This window comes from Acinetobacter sp. YH01021 (assembly GCF_013420255.1).
Taxonomy (GTDB): Bacteria; Pseudomonadota; Gammaproteobacteria; order Pseudomonadales; family Moraxellaceae; genus Acinetobacter.
Map to the genome: position 1 here is coordinate 316,144 of NZ_VOYO01000001.1, position 15,472 is coordinate 331,615.

General features: G+C 43.8%; 18 protein-coding genes. 13 read left to right on the forward strand and 5 right to left on the reverse strand.

Annotated features, from left to right (window positions below; all coding sequences use genetic code 11):
* Window position 1: 1 nt before the first annotated feature.
* The 4 genes from thiS to FTT86_RS01515 form a co-directional block, all read right to left on the reverse strand.
* On the reverse strand, window positions 2-199 hold the full coding sequence (gene thiS, locus FTT86_RS01500) for a sulfur carrier protein ThiS (protein WP_071850344.1): 198 nt from the start codon (window positions 197-199) through the stop codon (window positions 2-4).
* A gap of 35 nt (window positions 200-234) precedes the next feature.
* The gene (locus tag FTT86_RS01505; protein WP_044112682.1) at window positions 235-600 is read right to left on the reverse strand and encodes a DUF423 domain-containing protein; all 366 of its coding nucleotides are present in this window, start codon (window positions 598-600) and stop codon (window positions 235-237) included.
* A 119-nt stretch (window positions 601-719) separates the two neighbouring features.
* Window positions 720-1,589 (reverse strand): RNA polymerase sigma factor RpoH, encoded by an 870-nt coding sequence (rpoH, locus tag FTT86_RS01510; RefSeq protein WP_004280101.1) that lies wholly within the window; start codon window positions 1,587-1,589, stop codon window positions 720-722.
* 136 nt (window positions 1,590-1,725) lie between these two features.
* Window positions 1,726-1,959 (reverse strand): sulfurtransferase TusA family protein, encoded by a 234-nt coding sequence (locus tag FTT86_RS01515; protein ID WP_071850343.1) that lies wholly within the window; start codon window positions 1,957-1,959, stop codon window positions 1,726-1,728.
* Between the two features lie 382 nt (window positions 1,960-2,341).
* Between FTT86_RS01515 and FTT86_RS01520 the strand changes: the two genes are divergently transcribed.
* The gene (locus FTT86_RS01520; RefSeq protein WP_004280099.1) at window positions 2,342-2,557 is read left to right on the forward strand and encodes a cold-shock protein; all 216 of its coding nucleotides are present in this window, start codon (window positions 2,342-2,344) and stop codon (window positions 2,555-2,557) included.
* A 101-nt stretch (window positions 2,558-2,658) separates the two neighbouring features.
* Complete coding sequence (gene rhlB, locus FTT86_RS01525) at window positions 2,659-3,810, forward strand: ATP-dependent RNA helicase RhlB (protein ID WP_004646602.1); 1,152 nt, start codon at window positions 2,659-2,661, stop codon at window positions 3,808-3,810.
* A gap of 58 nt (window positions 3,811-3,868) precedes the next feature.
* Here the strand turns inward: rhlB and FTT86_RS01530 are convergent, their stop codons facing one another.
* Complete coding sequence (locus tag FTT86_RS01530; protein WP_004646604.1) at window positions 3,869-4,249, reverse strand: hypothetical protein; 381 nt, start codon at window positions 4,247-4,249, stop codon at window positions 3,869-3,871.
* 259 nt (window positions 4,250-4,508) lie between these two features.
* On the opposite strand from FTT86_RS01530, the gene FTT86_RS01535 reads away from it, so the two are divergent.
* The 11 genes from FTT86_RS01535 (at window position 4,509) to FTT86_RS01585 (ending at window position 15,433) form a co-directional block, all read left to right on the forward strand.
* Window positions 4,509-5,090, forward strand: a complete 582-nt coding sequence (locus tag FTT86_RS01535; RefSeq protein WP_044112675.1) for a nitroreductase family protein — start codon at window positions 4,509-4,511, stop codon at window positions 5,088-5,090.
* A gap of 33 nt (window positions 5,091-5,123) precedes the next feature.
* A complete protein-coding gene (locus FTT86_RS01540) occupies window positions 5,124-6,197 on the forward strand; it encodes an NAD(P)H-dependent glycerol-3-phosphate dehydrogenase (RefSeq protein ID WP_071850342.1) in 1,074 nt (357 codons plus the stop codon).
* Between the two features lie 76 nt (window positions 6,198-6,273).
* The gene (locus FTT86_RS01545) at window positions 6,274-6,729 is read left to right on the forward strand and encodes a phosphoglycerate mutase family protein (protein ID WP_005107300.1); all 456 of its coding nucleotides are present in this window, start codon (window positions 6,274-6,276) and stop codon (window positions 6,727-6,729) included.
* A gap of 30 nt (window positions 6,730-6,759) precedes the next feature.
* Window positions 6,760-7,899 carry a type II secretion system protein GspL gene (gene gspL / locus FTT86_RS01550; RefSeq protein WP_071850341.1) on the forward strand — a complete coding sequence of 380 codons (1,140 nt, stop codon included), beginning with the start codon at window positions 6,760-6,762 and terminating at the stop codon, window positions 7,897-7,899.
* Window positions 7,899-8,378, forward strand: a complete 480-nt coding sequence (gspM, locus tag FTT86_RS01555; RefSeq protein ID WP_004280088.1) for a type II secretion system protein GspM — start codon at window positions 7,899-7,901, stop codon at window positions 8,376-8,378. The genes gspL and gspM overlap by 1 nt, the downstream gene beginning before the upstream one ends.
* Window positions 8,379-8,468: 90 nt before the next feature.
* A complete protein-coding gene (locus FTT86_RS01560) occupies window positions 8,469-9,470 on the forward strand; it encodes a quinone-dependent dihydroorotate dehydrogenase (RefSeq protein WP_004646608.1) in 1,002 nt (333 codons plus the stop codon).
* Window positions 9,471-9,475: 5 nt separating this feature from the next.
* On the forward strand, window positions 9,476-10,057 hold the full coding sequence (locus tag FTT86_RS01565) for a CvpA family protein (protein WP_004646609.1): 582 nt from the start codon (window positions 9,476-9,478) through the stop codon (window positions 10,055-10,057).
* Between the two features lie 24 nt (window positions 10,058-10,081).
* Window positions 10,082-11,617 (forward strand): amidophosphoribosyltransferase, encoded by a 1,536-nt coding sequence (gene purF / locus FTT86_RS01570; RefSeq protein WP_004646610.1) that lies wholly within the window; start codon window positions 10,082-10,084, stop codon window positions 11,615-11,617.
* A gap of 89 nt (window positions 11,618-11,706) precedes the next feature.
* Window positions 11,707-13,596 (forward strand): M48 family metalloprotease, encoded by a 1,890-nt coding sequence (locus FTT86_RS01575; RefSeq protein ID WP_004646611.1) that lies wholly within the window; start codon window positions 11,707-11,709, stop codon window positions 13,594-13,596.
* A gap of 204 nt (window positions 13,597-13,800) precedes the next feature.
* The gene (locus FTT86_RS01580; protein ID WP_071850340.1) at window positions 13,801-14,445 is read left to right on the forward strand and encodes a hypothetical protein; all 645 of its coding nucleotides are present in this window, start codon (window positions 13,801-13,803) and stop codon (window positions 14,443-14,445) included.
* 22 nt (window positions 14,446-14,467) lie between these two features.
* Window positions 14,468-15,433, forward strand: coding sequence for a D-glycerate dehydrogenase (locus tag FTT86_RS01585; protein ID WP_071850339.1), 966 nt, complete (start codon window positions 14,468-14,470; stop codon window positions 15,431-15,433).
* Window positions 15,434-15,472 lie beyond the last annotated feature (39 nt).

Here is a 15,472-nt window from a genome sequence, read left to right on the forward strand (position 1 = left end):
ATTAGCCGCCACCGACCGCGTGAATAATTTCTATTTTGTCTGTATCGCAAATTGGCGTATCGCCCAATCTGCTTTTAGGAATAATCATTTCGTTGACTTCAACTGCAAAACGCTTACCCTCAAGCGCCATACTCTGAATCAGTTCCAGCAGATTCTTGCAGTGAGTTTCGTGTTGTTCGCCATTGATGTAAATCATCATTCTAGCAACCCTCCATGATTAAGTGTTGTTCAGACTTATCTGGCGTATTTTAAAGCATTCCAGGCCAGAATTAACCATCCGGCAATCATTAAAGCGCCGCCAATAGGTGTAATCACCCCTAAACCGCGGGGTAATCCTAAGGCCATGATATACAGTGAGCCAGAAAACAGTAAAATACCAACCTGAATCAGTCCGAAGCTCCACTGAATCGGTAGTGCAGGAATGACTTTCGCGAGCAGAGAAAGAATCAGTAGTCCTAAGGCATGATAGAAAAAATAATCTGTTGCCGTTTGCCACCAGCCGAGCTGTGCTTCAGTTGCTCGCGCTTTTAAACCATGTGCACCAAAAGCACCGAGCATAACTGCAAATGCCAAATTAAGTGCTGAAATCGCAATCCACATTTGAATTGATCTTCCTGATAAAGTTTGCGCTCAACCTTAGCATAAATTCAAAATGCGGACATAAAAAAGCCTTCCTGAAGGAAGACTTTTTAAAAATAAATCAATAACAGAATTTGGTGTTAATTGGATGACATTGCTACTTTAATTTTTTCCATGGCATTTTTTTCCAGCTGACGAATACGTTCCGCAGAAACATTATATTCGGCTGCAAGCTCGTGCAGGGTCGATTTCTCGTCGTCTAACCAACGGCGTTGCAGAATATTCCGTGAACGATCATCTAGCTGATCCATGGCTTCGTGCAGGGCAGAGGTGCTTTGCTCCTCATAGTCTTCATTTTCAATCAGACGGGCCGGGTCATAACGGTTATCTTCAAGATATAAAGCGGGTGCCACATGGGTGGAACCTTCATCATCGTCATCGCTTGATGCATCAAAAGCCGCATCATACGCCGTCAGACGGCCTTCCATTTCCAGTACTTGTTCTGGTGTGACATTTAAATCATTGGCAATAGACTGTGCTTCTGCGAGCGTCAACTTTTTCGATGATTTCTTCAGGCTGCGCAGATTAAAGAACAGTTTACGTTGCGCTTTAGTGGTGGCGATTTTCACAATACGCCAGTTACGGATCACATATTCGTGAATTTCCGCCTTGATCCAGTGCACGGCAAATGACACCAGACGTACGCCCATATTCGGGTCAAAACGTTTTACAGCTTTCATCAGGCCCAGGTTGCCTTCCTGAATCAGGTCGCCTTGTGGCAAACCATAACCTGCATAACTACGCGCAATATGTACTACAAAACGCAAATGCGACATGACCAGCATTTTCGCTGCATCTAAATCTTGGTCATAATAATAGCGTTCAGCCAACTCTTTTTCTTGTTCGGCCGTTAAAATCGGAATCTGATTGACAGTGCTGATATAAGCACCGAGGTTGACACCTGGCGCCGATAATGACAGGGGCATTAACTGATTGCGGCTGTCACTCATGTGTTCTCCTTGAAGTGCGGGATAACCCTAAACTAGGTTTTATCTTAATCCAATCTCTCCGCAAATAATGGATATTTGGGTAGAGAAATGTAAAAAAGTATACGAAAGTGAAGATCAACAGTTTAATTGAAAATTTTTAAGATTCAATTAAGTAGTGAAACTCTGTATCAGAAATTTTTTTAAATTCAAGCTTGAGCTGATGCAGCTGACAATAGCGGCTGACATCTGTCTGGCTATGCGGATCAGATGATGTCAGCAGGAATGTTTTCTGATTTCCGGCCTTTAGTGCGCGCTTTAACATTAATAGCGGCATCGGGCACGGTTTTCCCATAGCGTCTATAAGGCTGAATTGCGCTGGATATTCGGACATTGCGGTTTTATTTAGATAGCAGAAAAGGCTATAAATAGTAGCAAATATGATGCCAGAACCAAACTGGTTTCAGAAAAAGAAGATCTAAATGACTTTATAAAGTCTTTTGACAATTTTCATGAAAAAAATAACTAAATCAAACAGAACATGCTAAAAAAAATCTATTAATTGTGATAAACCCATGTTAAGCTCGTTGCGTATTTGGGACTTTGAATAAACAAAGTGATTGTTTTTCACCCTATTACATAAATGGATGTAACCGGGATTTTGTTGATAGTTTTACAGAATGATTACAAGCTTAAAAATAATATTTTCAAACTTGTTTGCTCTGCTGTTTGCAACACCGGGTGGTCCTTCTTTTAGTTTCAATGAGGATTAACTTATGACAGCTGCTCGCGAACAAGGCGTAGTTAAGTGGTTTAACGATACTAAAGGCTTCGGCTTTATTCAACGTAATGGCGGCGATGACGTATTCGTTCATTTCCGTGCTATCCAAGGTGACGGTCACCGTTCACTTCGTGACGGCCAACGTGTTGAATTCAGTGTTGTTAAAGGCCAAAAAGGCTTTCAAGCTGAAGAAGTTCAACCATTAGACTAATCTTCGGATTAAGCTAAAAAGAAAACGCTCCAATATAACTTGGGGCGTTTTTTGTTTATACTATCCCTATCTTAGTGATTACCCAATTAGAGCACCGCTTTATGTCATCTGGTTTTGAAACCTTAAATTTACATCCCAATCTAAAAAAAGCGATTGATGCTTTAGGCTTTACCACCATGACGCCTATCCAGCAGAAGGTTTTGAAATTCACGCTGGCAGGACATGATGCAATTGGCCGTGCACAGACTGGTACAGGTAAAACTGCGGCCTTTTTAATTAGTATCATGAACGATCTGTTAAATAATCCGATTCAGGAACAACGTTATCGTGGTGAGCCGCGCGCGCTGATTCTGGCACCGACCCGTGAACTGGCATTGCAAATTGAAAGCGATGCACAGCACCTGGCGAAATATGCGGGTTTGCATGTGGTGACCTTGCTGGGTGGTGTGGATTTTGACAAGCAAAAGAACCAGCTTAATAAAGCGCCTGTCGATATTATGGTGGCTACACCAGGTCGTCTGATTGATTTTGTAGAACAAAAAGAAGTCTGGCTAGATCAGATTGAATTTTTAGTCATTGATGAAGCAGACCGTCTACTGGATATGGGTTTCATTCCATCGGTTAAACGGATTGTACGTTTCTCGCCGCGTAAAGAGCAGCGTCAGACTTTAATGTTCTCTGCAACATTTAGCTATGATGTGTTGAATCTTGCGCAGCAATGGCTGTTTGAACCGGTTACGGTTGAAATTGAGCCAGAAAAGAAAACCAATGCTGATGTCGAGCAACGGGTTTATATGGTGGCAAAATCAGATAAATATAAATTGTTGCAAGAAATTCTGCGTGATGAGCCGATTGAGAAAGTCATGATTTTTGCTAACCGTCGGGATCAGGTACGCAAACTTTATGATCATTTAAAACGGGATGGTTATAAGGTGGTGATGTTGTCTGGTGAAATCGCGCAAGATAAACGCACGAAAATGTTAGATCAATTTAAAAATGGTCAGCATAATATTATGATTGCGACGGATGTGGCAGGACGTGGTATTCATGTAGATAACGTATCCCATGTGGTGAACTTTACCTTGCCAGAACAGTCAGATGATTATGTACATCGTATTGGTCGTACAGGCCGTGCCGGTGCGCAAGGTGTAAGTATCAGTTTCTTGTCCGAAGATGATGCGTTCTATCTTCCGGAAATTGAAAAAGCCATTGGGCAAAAATTGCCTTTGACCCGCCTGGAAGGTTATTGTTAATCCAGATCATAGAAAAACCGCTCTTGAAGAGCGGTTTTTTATTGCGCTATGGTTTGGCTTATTTGGCCTGACAGCGGAATGTAAGCACCGTCTGATAGTCGTCATTCTGGTTTAAACCAGTATTGGTACCTGCGATATTGCCAAGGACAGTAGCTGCTGCCTGAATCATCTGACCTGTTTGTTCATCGACCACGCCTTTTAAAGCGCCGTTATAAGCTGTCTTTTCATCTACAATAATTGGGGTTGATCGAGAGCCACAGGCTTTATTGGCCGCAGTAATCGCGTTGTTTTTCGAAGTCAGTTGATTTTTACCTAATCCGGTCACTTCATACTGGTTATTTTCCTTTTGCACTGCCAATGCAGTCGGGTTTGAGGCACAGGCAGTAAGCAGTAATGCGGAAATAGCTAATCCGCTGAAAGCGATTGTTTTTTTCATCATGAAATCTCAAGTAAATACGATGCTGAATATTTCAACACAGCAAGCAGCGCAGATTTTGTAGCTGTTGTATAGGTTTGGCAATTTTTGGTATAGCTCTATGTGAGTTAGGTGAAAAATAGAGCAGCACAGGATTGAAAAACCAAGCAACTTTATCTTCAAATTGTGATGAGCGTGCTGAATCGCTATGAAGTTTCTAGCGTATTTTTCTTTGAATATGCTAATCTTGAGTATGGTTTTTTAAGTGTAGATATACAAGGCAATGACGGAATCTGCGATTGACATCGTTCATCAAAATATTCACCAACGGCAATCGATTGGTCATCTGCTGGCACCCGCACCCAATGCAGAACAACTGGAAAGAGCCTTTCAAGCGGCATTAACTGCACCCGATCATCATCGGCTCAAGCCGACCACATTTGTGGTGGTTCCAGATAATCAGCGTGAAGCTTTTGGAGGGTTGCTGTCGCAGGCGCTCGTCGATTTGGGTGAAACTGAAACAGCGCAGATTGAGCGGGTCAAGAATCATCCATTTCGTGCGCCTTTATTGGTGCTTGCCTTAACGCGTTTGCAGGATCATCCTAAAGTTCCGCATTTTGAACAAATCCTTAGTTCAGGCGCAGCCATTCAGAATTTTCTGTTGTCACTTCAGGTTCAGGGTTTCTCGACCATGTGGCGTAGCGGTGCTGTAGTCGAGTCTGGCCTGTTTAAGCAGGCATTGGGAATTTCAAAAGATGATCTGGTCTCAGGTATTATTTATATTGGCACTGCAGCAAAAGCAATTCCAGCACGCGCAGAGATTCAAACCGGTGATTTTGTCAGTTATTGGAACCAGAACAGCTAGTTTGCAGGGTATAACAGGATATTAAAAAATAAGATGTCAGAATTAAATTTCTCAAAACTGGTAGAACCGGTTGCAGTTGATCATAAGACAGCTTTAAGAGTCACGGTATTGGGTGGGGGCAGCTTCGGTACTGCAATGGCCAATACTGCAGTGCGTAATGGTTGCAATACCATGATCTGGATTCGTGATGAAGCAGTTGCGGCAGATATTAATGTCACGCATATCAATAAACGCTATTTGCCAGATTTTAAGTTAGAAGAAAATCTGCTAGCGGTGTCAGATCTGGAACAGGCTGTGCGTGATCGCGATATTATTTTAGTCGCTATTCCGAGTCATTCCTTTCGGGATGTCTTGCAGCAAATCAAACCTTTTATTACGTCGCAAGCCGTGATCTCGCTGACCAAGGGTATTGAAGCCAAAACCTTTAGTTTCATGAGCGATATTATTCGTGAAGTGTTGCCTGAAGTGCCTTATGGTGTGTTATCAGGACCGAATCTGGCCAAAGAAATTGTGGCAGGACAGCCAGCAGGAACCGTGATTGCCAGCCAGTCCGAGCTGGTGCGTTATGCCGTACAACAAGCCTTACATAGTGCCTTGTTCCGCGTATTCGCCAGTGATGATGTGCATGGGGTAGAACTTGGGGGCGCATTAAAAAATATTTATGCTGTCGCGATGGGTATGGCCGCTGCGTATAACGTGGGTGAAAATACCAAGAGTATGATCCTGACTCGTGCCTTGGCTGAAATGAGCCGTTTTGCAGTAAAACTCGGTGCCAATCCGCTGACCTTTCTTGGGCTTTCAGGTGTGGGTGATTTGTTCGCAACCTGTAGCAGTCCGCTCAGCCGTAATTATCAGGTGGGTTATGCACTTGGCAAAGGTAAAACCTTGGAGCAGGCAACGACTGAATTGGGGCAAACGGCAGAAGGGATTAATACCATTGTGCAGGTCAAGGCACGTTCGGAAGAGCTCGATGTATATATGCCGATTACCTCGGCCTTGTATGATGTGATTTTTGAAGGTGCGCCACCACTCAATATTGCCTTGTCATTGATGAAAAACGGTCATCGAAGTGATGTTGAATTTGTCTTGCCACATCATCAAGTCTGATCTATAACACAGGGACTGTCTGCGAATTGTCATATTCGCTGCTTATCATGCAGGCAAAAGAATATAAGGAAATCAAATGCAACTGACTTTAGTTCGACATGGCGAGGCCGCGCCACCGATCAATGGTAATGACACCAAGCGACCTTTAACGGAGCGTGGTCATCAACAGGCTGAACAAACTGCGCAGTTCTTAAAGGATCTGATTAAGCCTGAAGTGTTTGTGGTCAGTCCGTTGTTGCGAGCGCAGGAAACTCTGGCACATTTGCAGCAGTATTTTAAAGATGTGCCGGTGGTGATCTGTAATACGATCAAACCGGATGATGATGCCAAAGTCGCAGTGGAATGGTTATCGCAACTGCCTTATGAGTCGATTGTAGTGGTGTGTCATATGAATGTGGTGGCCCATATGTCTTCCATTCTGCTGGCTGAATCTTTTCATCCCTATGCATTGGCAGAAGCACGTATTTATGATCAGGCGGTGATTGCCCCGGGCTTATCCACACAGATTAAAAGTTTTATTCCTACACTATAAAAAATTAATTAAAATGGCAGAACACAATTGATGTTGTATTTATGGATGCCAGAAGCCAATGGGGTTTGGCAATGGTCAACTGGGGAATTCTGGAACACTGCGGACACACTTGAGCAGCTGATTCAGGATATACAGGCTCATCATGGCGAAGAGGCGGTAGTATTTTTCCCGAGCCGTCATGTGCAAATTTTGCAGCAGACCTTGCCCAAGAGCCAATATAAGAAAATGGGCAATGATGGCATTAAATATTTGCTCGAAGAATACGTGGTGCTGCCGGTAGATGCTATGAAAGTGCTACATCATTTTCAGCAGCCGGATCAGATCAGCATTATGGGGATTGCGAATTCTACGCTTGAGACCTTGCAACATGCTTTAAGCCTGATCCCAGTCAAGCTGGCAGCTTTGTTACCGGACTTTTTGGTGCTGCCGGTTCCTGATGCCAATCAGCGTGTGATTGCGCAAATCGGTGGACGTTTGCTGGTGCGCGAGTCGGAATATATCGGCCAGTCGCTGGATGATCTAAGCCTTTATCTGGATTATCAGCCCAAGGATCTCAGCTATAAGGTGAGCAATCTGAATCAGGAGCAGTTGCGTAGTCTTGAAGCACTGGTCACTCAGGAGCAACTGGAGTCTTTCCAGTATGGAATTCCTGTACTGAAAAAACCGAAACAGCATCCGTTTAATGTCTTGCCTAAAGCAAAATCCAATGGCGCTATTTCCGGCTACTGGAAAGCCTGCGCGGCGGTTTTTCTGGGTATTTTAGTATTGCAGTTTAGTTATGATGCTGTGCGCTGGTATAAATATAAGAAAGTGGCGAATCAGACCGCCGCGCAAGCCATCGACCAGTTTAAATACTGGTTTGGACAAAATTATCCGGTCACTGAGCAGAATATCAAAAGTCAGTTTGAAGGGCAGTTGCGTCAAAGCCAGATTGCAGATACGCATGCATTGCAGCTGATTAGTCGGGTGGGGCCAGTCTTGATGCAAAATCAGATTGTGGCACAACGGGTGAATTATGATGCTTCTGTGTTAAGTATGGAGCTTAAAGCCAATTCATCAGAAACGTTAAATGCACTGACCACACAATTAAGCCAGCAAGGCTTTAAGGTGGAGCTGGGGAATATTCAGGCCAGCGGAACAGCTGCGATCGGACTGGTGAGGATTCAATAATGAAAGGCATTGAAGCGCTACAAAATCGTATGGATCAGTCTTTTGAAAAACTGAGTGATTATCTGGACAGCTTGTCGGTACGTGAACGGGTAATGGTGATTTTTACCACTGTTTTTGTGATTGTGGCGGCAGTCGGTTCTGCACTCTGGTATATGCATCAGGCGGCAGATACCCAGCAAAAACGCTTAAATCAGCTGAAAGATACCATTGTTTGGATGCAAAGTAATGCAGTAACCATGAAACCGGCTGGGGACACCCAACTGGATGCAGCGGAGAAAGTACAGCGAGTCGCACAGCAGCAAGGATTGTCGGTGGCTTCCCAGCAAATGGAAGGAAAAATTCAATTGGCGGTCATGCATGAAAATTATGCAGTACTGGCAAATTTCCTGACTCAGCTGGCACAAATGGGGCTAAGTATCGAGAAAATGGAACTAAATAATGAGGCGGGACAGATTAAATTAACGGCGACCATACAATAAACGGTAAAAATAAAGATTTGCAAAGCATGGTTTTTAAGTCAGCCTATGCCTATAATATGCCGACTTAAAAAGCAGTAGACTTTTCTGGATATGTTGTATTCTCTAGCCCGCCCTTTGTTGTTTTCTTTAGCACCAGAGCGTGCACATGAGCTGACATTATCACTATTGAAATCATCCCATAAAATGGGCTTGATGCGTCAAAACGTTGCTGCGAAACCTGTGACCTGTATGGGAATCGAATTTCCCAATCCGGTAGGTCTTGCGGCAGGTTTGGACAAAAATGGTGCCTATATTGACGCCCTTGCCGGTCAAGGTTTTGGTTTTATTGAAATTGGTACCATTACCCCGCGACCGCAAGCCGGCAATCCTCATCCGCGTTTATTCCGTTTACCACAGGCCAAAGCCATTATTAACCGTATGGGCTTTAATAATGATGGCGTGGATCAGCTGGTTGAAAATGTCAAAGCTGCCAAATTTAAAGGCATTCTCGGTATTAATATCGGTAAAAACGCTGATACTCCGGTAGAAAAAGCAGTAGATGATTACCTCATCTGTTTAGAAAAAGTCTATAATTATGCTTCTTATATTACCGTCAATATTTCTTCTCCCAATACCAAAAACCTGCGCAGCCTGCAAAGTGGTGATGCACTCACCGAACTGCTGGAAACATTGAAGAAGCGTCAGCTTGAATTGGCTCAGGAATACCAGCATTATGTACCTTTGGTACTGAAAGTGGCGCCTGATCTGGATAACAGCGATATTGCCTTTATTGCCAAACAGTTATTGCAATTCAAGATCGATGGTCTGATCGTGACCAATACCACACTGTCACGTGAAGGGGTAGAGGGTCTGGAGCATGCAGAGGAAGCGGGCGGTTTGTCTGGCGCGCCAGTATTTGAGAAAAGTACCGCATGTCTGGCTGCATTTGCTGCGGTATTAAAAGGACAAATTCCATTGATTGGTGTGGGTGGTATTCTTTCAGGTGCAGATGCTGTTGCCAAGAAACAGGCAGGCGCCAGCCTTGTACAGGTTTATAGTGGCCTCATCTATACTGGACCTAAACTTGTAAAAGATTGTGTAGACGCACTTTAAATCCTATGAATGTCATTGATATCTTTCTACTGATTATCTTGCTCATTGGAGGGCTCAACGGTTTGCGTCAAGGATTTATTAAAGCCTTTGCGAACTTAGTGGGATGGATCTTTGCCCTGATTGTTGCGGCAAAATATTCAACGCTACTTGCGCCGTCTATGGTTGCTCTGAGTACAGATCCAGTTGTACAAAAGATTGCGGCCTTCGCCTTTATCGTCCTGCTGATTGTAGTTCTGACCTGGATCGTTACTGCACTGTTGAACCGTATTTTAAAGAGTCTTAAACTGGGTCCTCTCAACCGTCTGGCTGGTGGTGTCTTTGGTAGCCTGAAAGGTTTGCTGATTGTTCTGATTACCATGCAGGGGATTGGTCCGTGGGTAGAAAGCTCGCCGCACTGGAAACAGTCCAAGTTTATTCAAGCCTTATTGCCTTATGCGCCTTGGGCGACTCAAATGTCGAAAGAAGCCGCGAATGGCGCACTACAACATATCAAGCCTGAAGGGGCATCGAAACCTTCAGCTTCATCATCTGAAACATCGTCCAAGTCTGGAGTTGCAGATGAGTCTACAAATAATCCTTTTTATTAATCCTAGCTTGTCTGCGAGGTTGCTATGTGTGGAGTAGTTGGTATAGCTGGTAAATCACCCGTTAACCAAATGTTGTTTGATGCATTAACGATGTTACAACATCGTGGACAAGATGCAGCTGGGATCGTGACATGTGATGAAGGACGTTTATTCCTGCGCAAAGACAATGGTATGGTGCGTGATGTATTCCATACCCGTCATATGCGTGCTTTGAAAGGAAATTACGGTATTGGTCATGTGCGTTATCCAACAGCCGGTTCATCGAGCAGTGCTGAAGCACAGCCGTTTTATGTGAACTCGCCGTACGGGATTACCTTGGCACATAATGGTAACCTGACCAATGCTGAAGAAATTCATGATGACCTGTTCAAAACTGACTTGCGTCATATGAACACTGATTCTGATTCAGAAGTCCTGTTAAACGTGTTTGCGCATGAACTGCAAAAACATGGCAAACTGGTGCCAACGTCGGAAGATATTTTCCATGCGGTAACACGTGTGCATGAGCGTTGCAAAGGTGCTTATGGCGTGGTGGCGATGATTACCGGTCAGGGTCTGGTGGGCTTCCGTGATCCAAATGGTATTCGTCCATTGATCTACGGTTCACGTGAAACTGAACAGGGTATGGAATATATTATTGCTTCTGAATCTGTTGCGATTACTGCGCTGGGCTTTAAAGTTGAGCGTGATATTCTGCCAGGTGAAGCGGTATTTATTGATTTAGAAGGTAATTTCTTTACCAAGCAATGTGCCGTAAATGCCGAATATCGTCCTTGTATTTTTGAATACGTTTATTTTGCCCGTCCAGATGCCATTATTGATGGAATTTCGGTGTATAAAGCACGTTTAAAAATGGGTGAGAAACTGGCGCAAAAAATTCTGCGTGAGTGGGGTGAAGAGCATGATATTGATGTGGTGATTCCGATTCCGGATACTTCACGTACTTCAGCGCTAGAACTTGCCAATATGCTGGGTGTGAAATTCCGTGAAGGTTTCATGAAAAACCGCTATATCGGCCGTACCTTTATTATGCCGGGACAGCAGCTGCGTAAAAAATCGGTACGTCAGAAACTCAACCCGGTTGAGCTTGAGTTTAAAGGTAAAAACGTACTGTTGGTGGATGACTCGATTGTCCGTGGTACGACCTGTAATGAAATTATCCAGATGGCTCGTGATTCTGGCGCGAAAAAAGTATTCTTTGCGTCTGCAGCACCGATGGTGAAATATCCAAACGTTTACGGTATTGATATGCCGGCGAAATCTGAGCTGATTGCATCGGGACGTAGCGTAGAAGAAATCCGTGAAATTATTGGTGCTGACCGTCTGATTTTCCAGGATCTGGAAGATTTGAAAGATGCGGTAAGAACCACCAAAGTACCGGATGTCAAAGACTTTGATTGTTCAGTCTTTGATGGCATCTATGTTTCGGGCGGTATTGATGCGCAATATCTGGATGATCTTCAGCAAAAACGTAGTGACAGTGCCATGAAAGAAAGCAATTATATTGATGTCAATATTGATGCAGCTTCAGTGGATTTGACTGGCGTACGCGAAGTCTAAGTAGTTAAAATCATCATGAAAAAGCGGGAATTTCCCGCTTTTTTGTTTTATGATGAGCCCATTGAAAATCATCATTTTAGGATTCTGCATTGCGAAACGTAGGATACGATTTTATAAAAAACAAAAATATAGTACTGCCTGTAAGTTTTTGCCTGATTGCAATTCTGTTGACTATTTTTATTATTAATACCGTTGTTGGTCTCTTTGTTTTTTATACTGATCCTAGCCAGTCAATCTTCTGGCATGCGCTGAGTCCTTACCTGATTGCTTTGTTGTTATGTGCCATGATGATCTCGGTCATCTACGAGTTTTATATTTTTCGGAATGGTGGTTATTCACTGGCGAAGCAGTTGGGTGCGCGTCGGTTGAGTCCGATGGACAGTATTCCAGAAGAAAGTGCTGCACTGCACATTAACCAGCAACTGGCAGAGACTTTTCTGATTGAAGTTCCGGCGGTGTATGTGCTGCCCGATGAAGTTGGTGTTAATGCACTGACGGCGGGATTTAGTCCGCGGGATACCGCGATTATTCTGACTTGGGGTGCGATACAAACACTCGATAAAGTCGAGCTGTATGGCTTACTCAGCCATGAATTCAATAAAATCCTCTCTGGTGAGGCTGCGGAAAATACCCGTTTGAAAATTCTGTATAGCAGTTTAACTACGTTTAGTCAGTGTGGCAGTAAGATTGCCAAGTCTGGTTTTTATCGAGCGGGTAGTCCGCGTGAAAACAAGTTCGAAACCTTCTATGTGGCAGTTGGTGCGGTGATCTGGCTGATTGGTAGTTTGGGCGTTTTGATTTCCCGTTTTATTAAATATATTTCGTTGGGTGGTCGAACCTATAAAAATGATCAGAAAACTCGTCGCCTGATTCAAAATGATGCCAATATCCAGACTTTACTCAGAATCCATGTGCATCATTCCGGATCCCAGATTTATAGTGAATATGCTGAATCCATTTCACATATGTGCTTTGCCAATTCTTTGAGCCCGCAAAACTGGCTGAATATTCATCCCAATATCAATCAGCGGATTTATGAATTAAATCCTGCCTTGATTCAGGACTTACAGCTTGAGAATCTGAAAAAACTCAAAAATCAGCCTTTGTTTAGTTTGTTCCGTTCTTTGGAAGAAGTGGTGCCTGAAACTGCAATGAGCTGGAGTTCGCCACAGCCTTTGCCATTATTACGGCTGTCTCCGATCAGTTTTGCGATTAAAGATGCGATCAAGCCGCTGAATCCGGAACTTCGGCTCAAGATGCCACGTCCGGAACTGATTGAGCGTGCATTACAAACGGCAACCGGCTCTCGTGAAGTGATGGTCGCCATTTTAATGATTCGTCAATATCGTGAATTTATTCCGACTGAGGCTGAAGTTAGTCGTGCAATTGTAGATTCATTGCTCAATCTCGATGGGCGTGTGCATATTTCGATTTTCCAGCAAGCCTGCAAGAATATCGGCGGCATGCCGACAACTGTCGCACGGCAGTTTTTGATGAAGCTGGCACGGATTATTCAGGAAGATGGCGAAATTGGCCTGCTGGATGCGTTATTACTGGAATGTGTGAAATATGAGTTAAATCTGCTTCCTGCACATACTCCTACAGCACTCGAAGAAGTCAAGCCACAGATTGTGCGTTTGATTGACGCCTTGCTGCATGTACAGCAGATTAATAGCGGCAACCAGCTTGAGGTGCGGGAGCGGATTTTAAACCGGATTCTGACCGCTCAGGAACTGGACTTATACAATGAAATTTCTGATGAGCCGATTGATCTTGCAGAAATTCTGAATGATATTGCGGGGCTGTTATTACGTGATCGTCTCAGTATTTTAGGTATTGCAGAAGCCTGTTTGTGGAGTGATCGTATCGTGACACAGGATGAGTTGGACGTGATGGAGCTGTTGTATTGGCGCTTGGGTTTTGAGGCAGAACAGGTCGTTCAGCAAATGTTAAAGAAGAACAGTTTAACCATTCTGTAGAAAATAAATGACAACGCGCAGCTTTAGCCGGAATCTGTTATAACAGCAGAAATGGTTTGATGGTGTATTAAAAGCACGGTTTTTAGCAGACAGCTAAACTTTGTACTAGAATCCATCAGGATAAAAAAGAAAAGCTGAAAAAGTTCGGCAAAGCACAGGCAATCCGGCTAAAATGTTCAGCCTGAAATTGGTGATGATGAAAAGATGATTGGGCATCAGCGTGACATACTGGCAACATTAGGAATCGATCTCTGGATTCCTAGGGACAGCGCATGTCAGCCGCACCAGGTTTCGATCTGGCGTGATCAGGCTGCACCTGAATTTCACACCGATATCGTCTTACCACAGCCTGCTTCCGTAGAGGCGTTGGCTGATCTACCGATTCCTGAGCCAGAGCCAATTGTTACGCTTAAGGTTGATACACCACCTGCGGCACCGACTCACATTGCAACTGTTCAGGAAGAGCGTGAAATCGTACAAATCCCGCCATTCAGTTTGCAGGCTTTAAGTCTGGCACATTGCAGTATCGTGATTGATGCAACTGCAATGACCGAAGACACCCAGAATTTATGGGGCAATATCCAGCGTGCAGTCCCAGGTGAGTTTCATGAGCTGAACTGGCCATTTCCCTGGGCCAATGTTCAGGATGGACGTGGTGTAGAATCCTATATTCAGGGTTTTCTGGATGGAATGAGTGCAGAGAAAAATATTATTTTCCTCGGGCCTGTAGCGCATATATCAAATACGAAAATGATCCAGTTGGCATCTTTACAAGAAATGCTGGATCAGCCGATTCTAAAAAAACGTTTATGGCAGTTTATGCAAAATAGGACTGCCAGTCTGGAATAATCTTGCTGTGGAATAAAAATAGATGAAACAAAAAGTGGTTGTATTTAGTCAAATTGATACTGATATTCAAAACAAGCTGGAACAAAATTATCAGGTTAGTTATATACAATCGAAGCTAGGCGATGTGAATCAACAGCTTTTGCAGCAGGTTCAGGATGCTGATGGCATGATTGGCGCAGGGCGCTTGTTGAATCGCGATAATCTGGCCAGTGCCACCCGGTTAAAAATTATCTCCAGTGTCAGTGTCGGTTATGACAACTATGAACTGGATTATTTAAATGAAAAGAAAATTTATCTCAGTCATACGCCGCATGTACTGACTGAAACCACTGCTGACCTGGCTTTCACTTTACTGATGTCAGCAGCACGCAAAGTGGCTTACCTGGATCAATGGACCAAGCAGGGACAATGGCAGCGTACCGTGGGCGAAGCACAATTTGGTATGGATATTTTTGGAAAAACCCTCGGAATTATTGGTCTCGGTCATATTGGGGCGGCAATCGCACGTCGTGGTTTTTACGGTTTTAATATGAATATTCTGTATCATAATCGCCGGGAAAAACCAGAACTCGCTCAAGGGGTGAATGCGCAATATTGCCAGCTTGATGAACTGTTACAGCGTTCTGACTTTGTGGTTGTTGCAGTAGATTTGAATGCGGATTCCAAGGCGCTGATTGCAGCAGCAGAATTGGCGAAAATGCAACCTCATGCGGTATTGGTCAATATTTCACGTGGTTCGGTCATTGATGAACAGGCATTAATTTCAGCTTTAAAAGCCAAGCAGGTTTTTGCTGCCGGTCTGGATGTGTATCAGAAAGAGCCGTTAAAGGAATCGGAATTATTCCAGTTGGATAATGTGGTTACATTGCCACATGTGGGTTCGGCCACTGCAGCCACCCGTAAAAAAATGGCAGAACTGGCTTATCAGAATCTTGTTGATGCCTTGGAAGGACGAGTGCCCCGTTATGTGGTCAATCCGGAATTTTAAAATGCATCTGATTCGTCGTTTAAATGGTATTAAAAAATA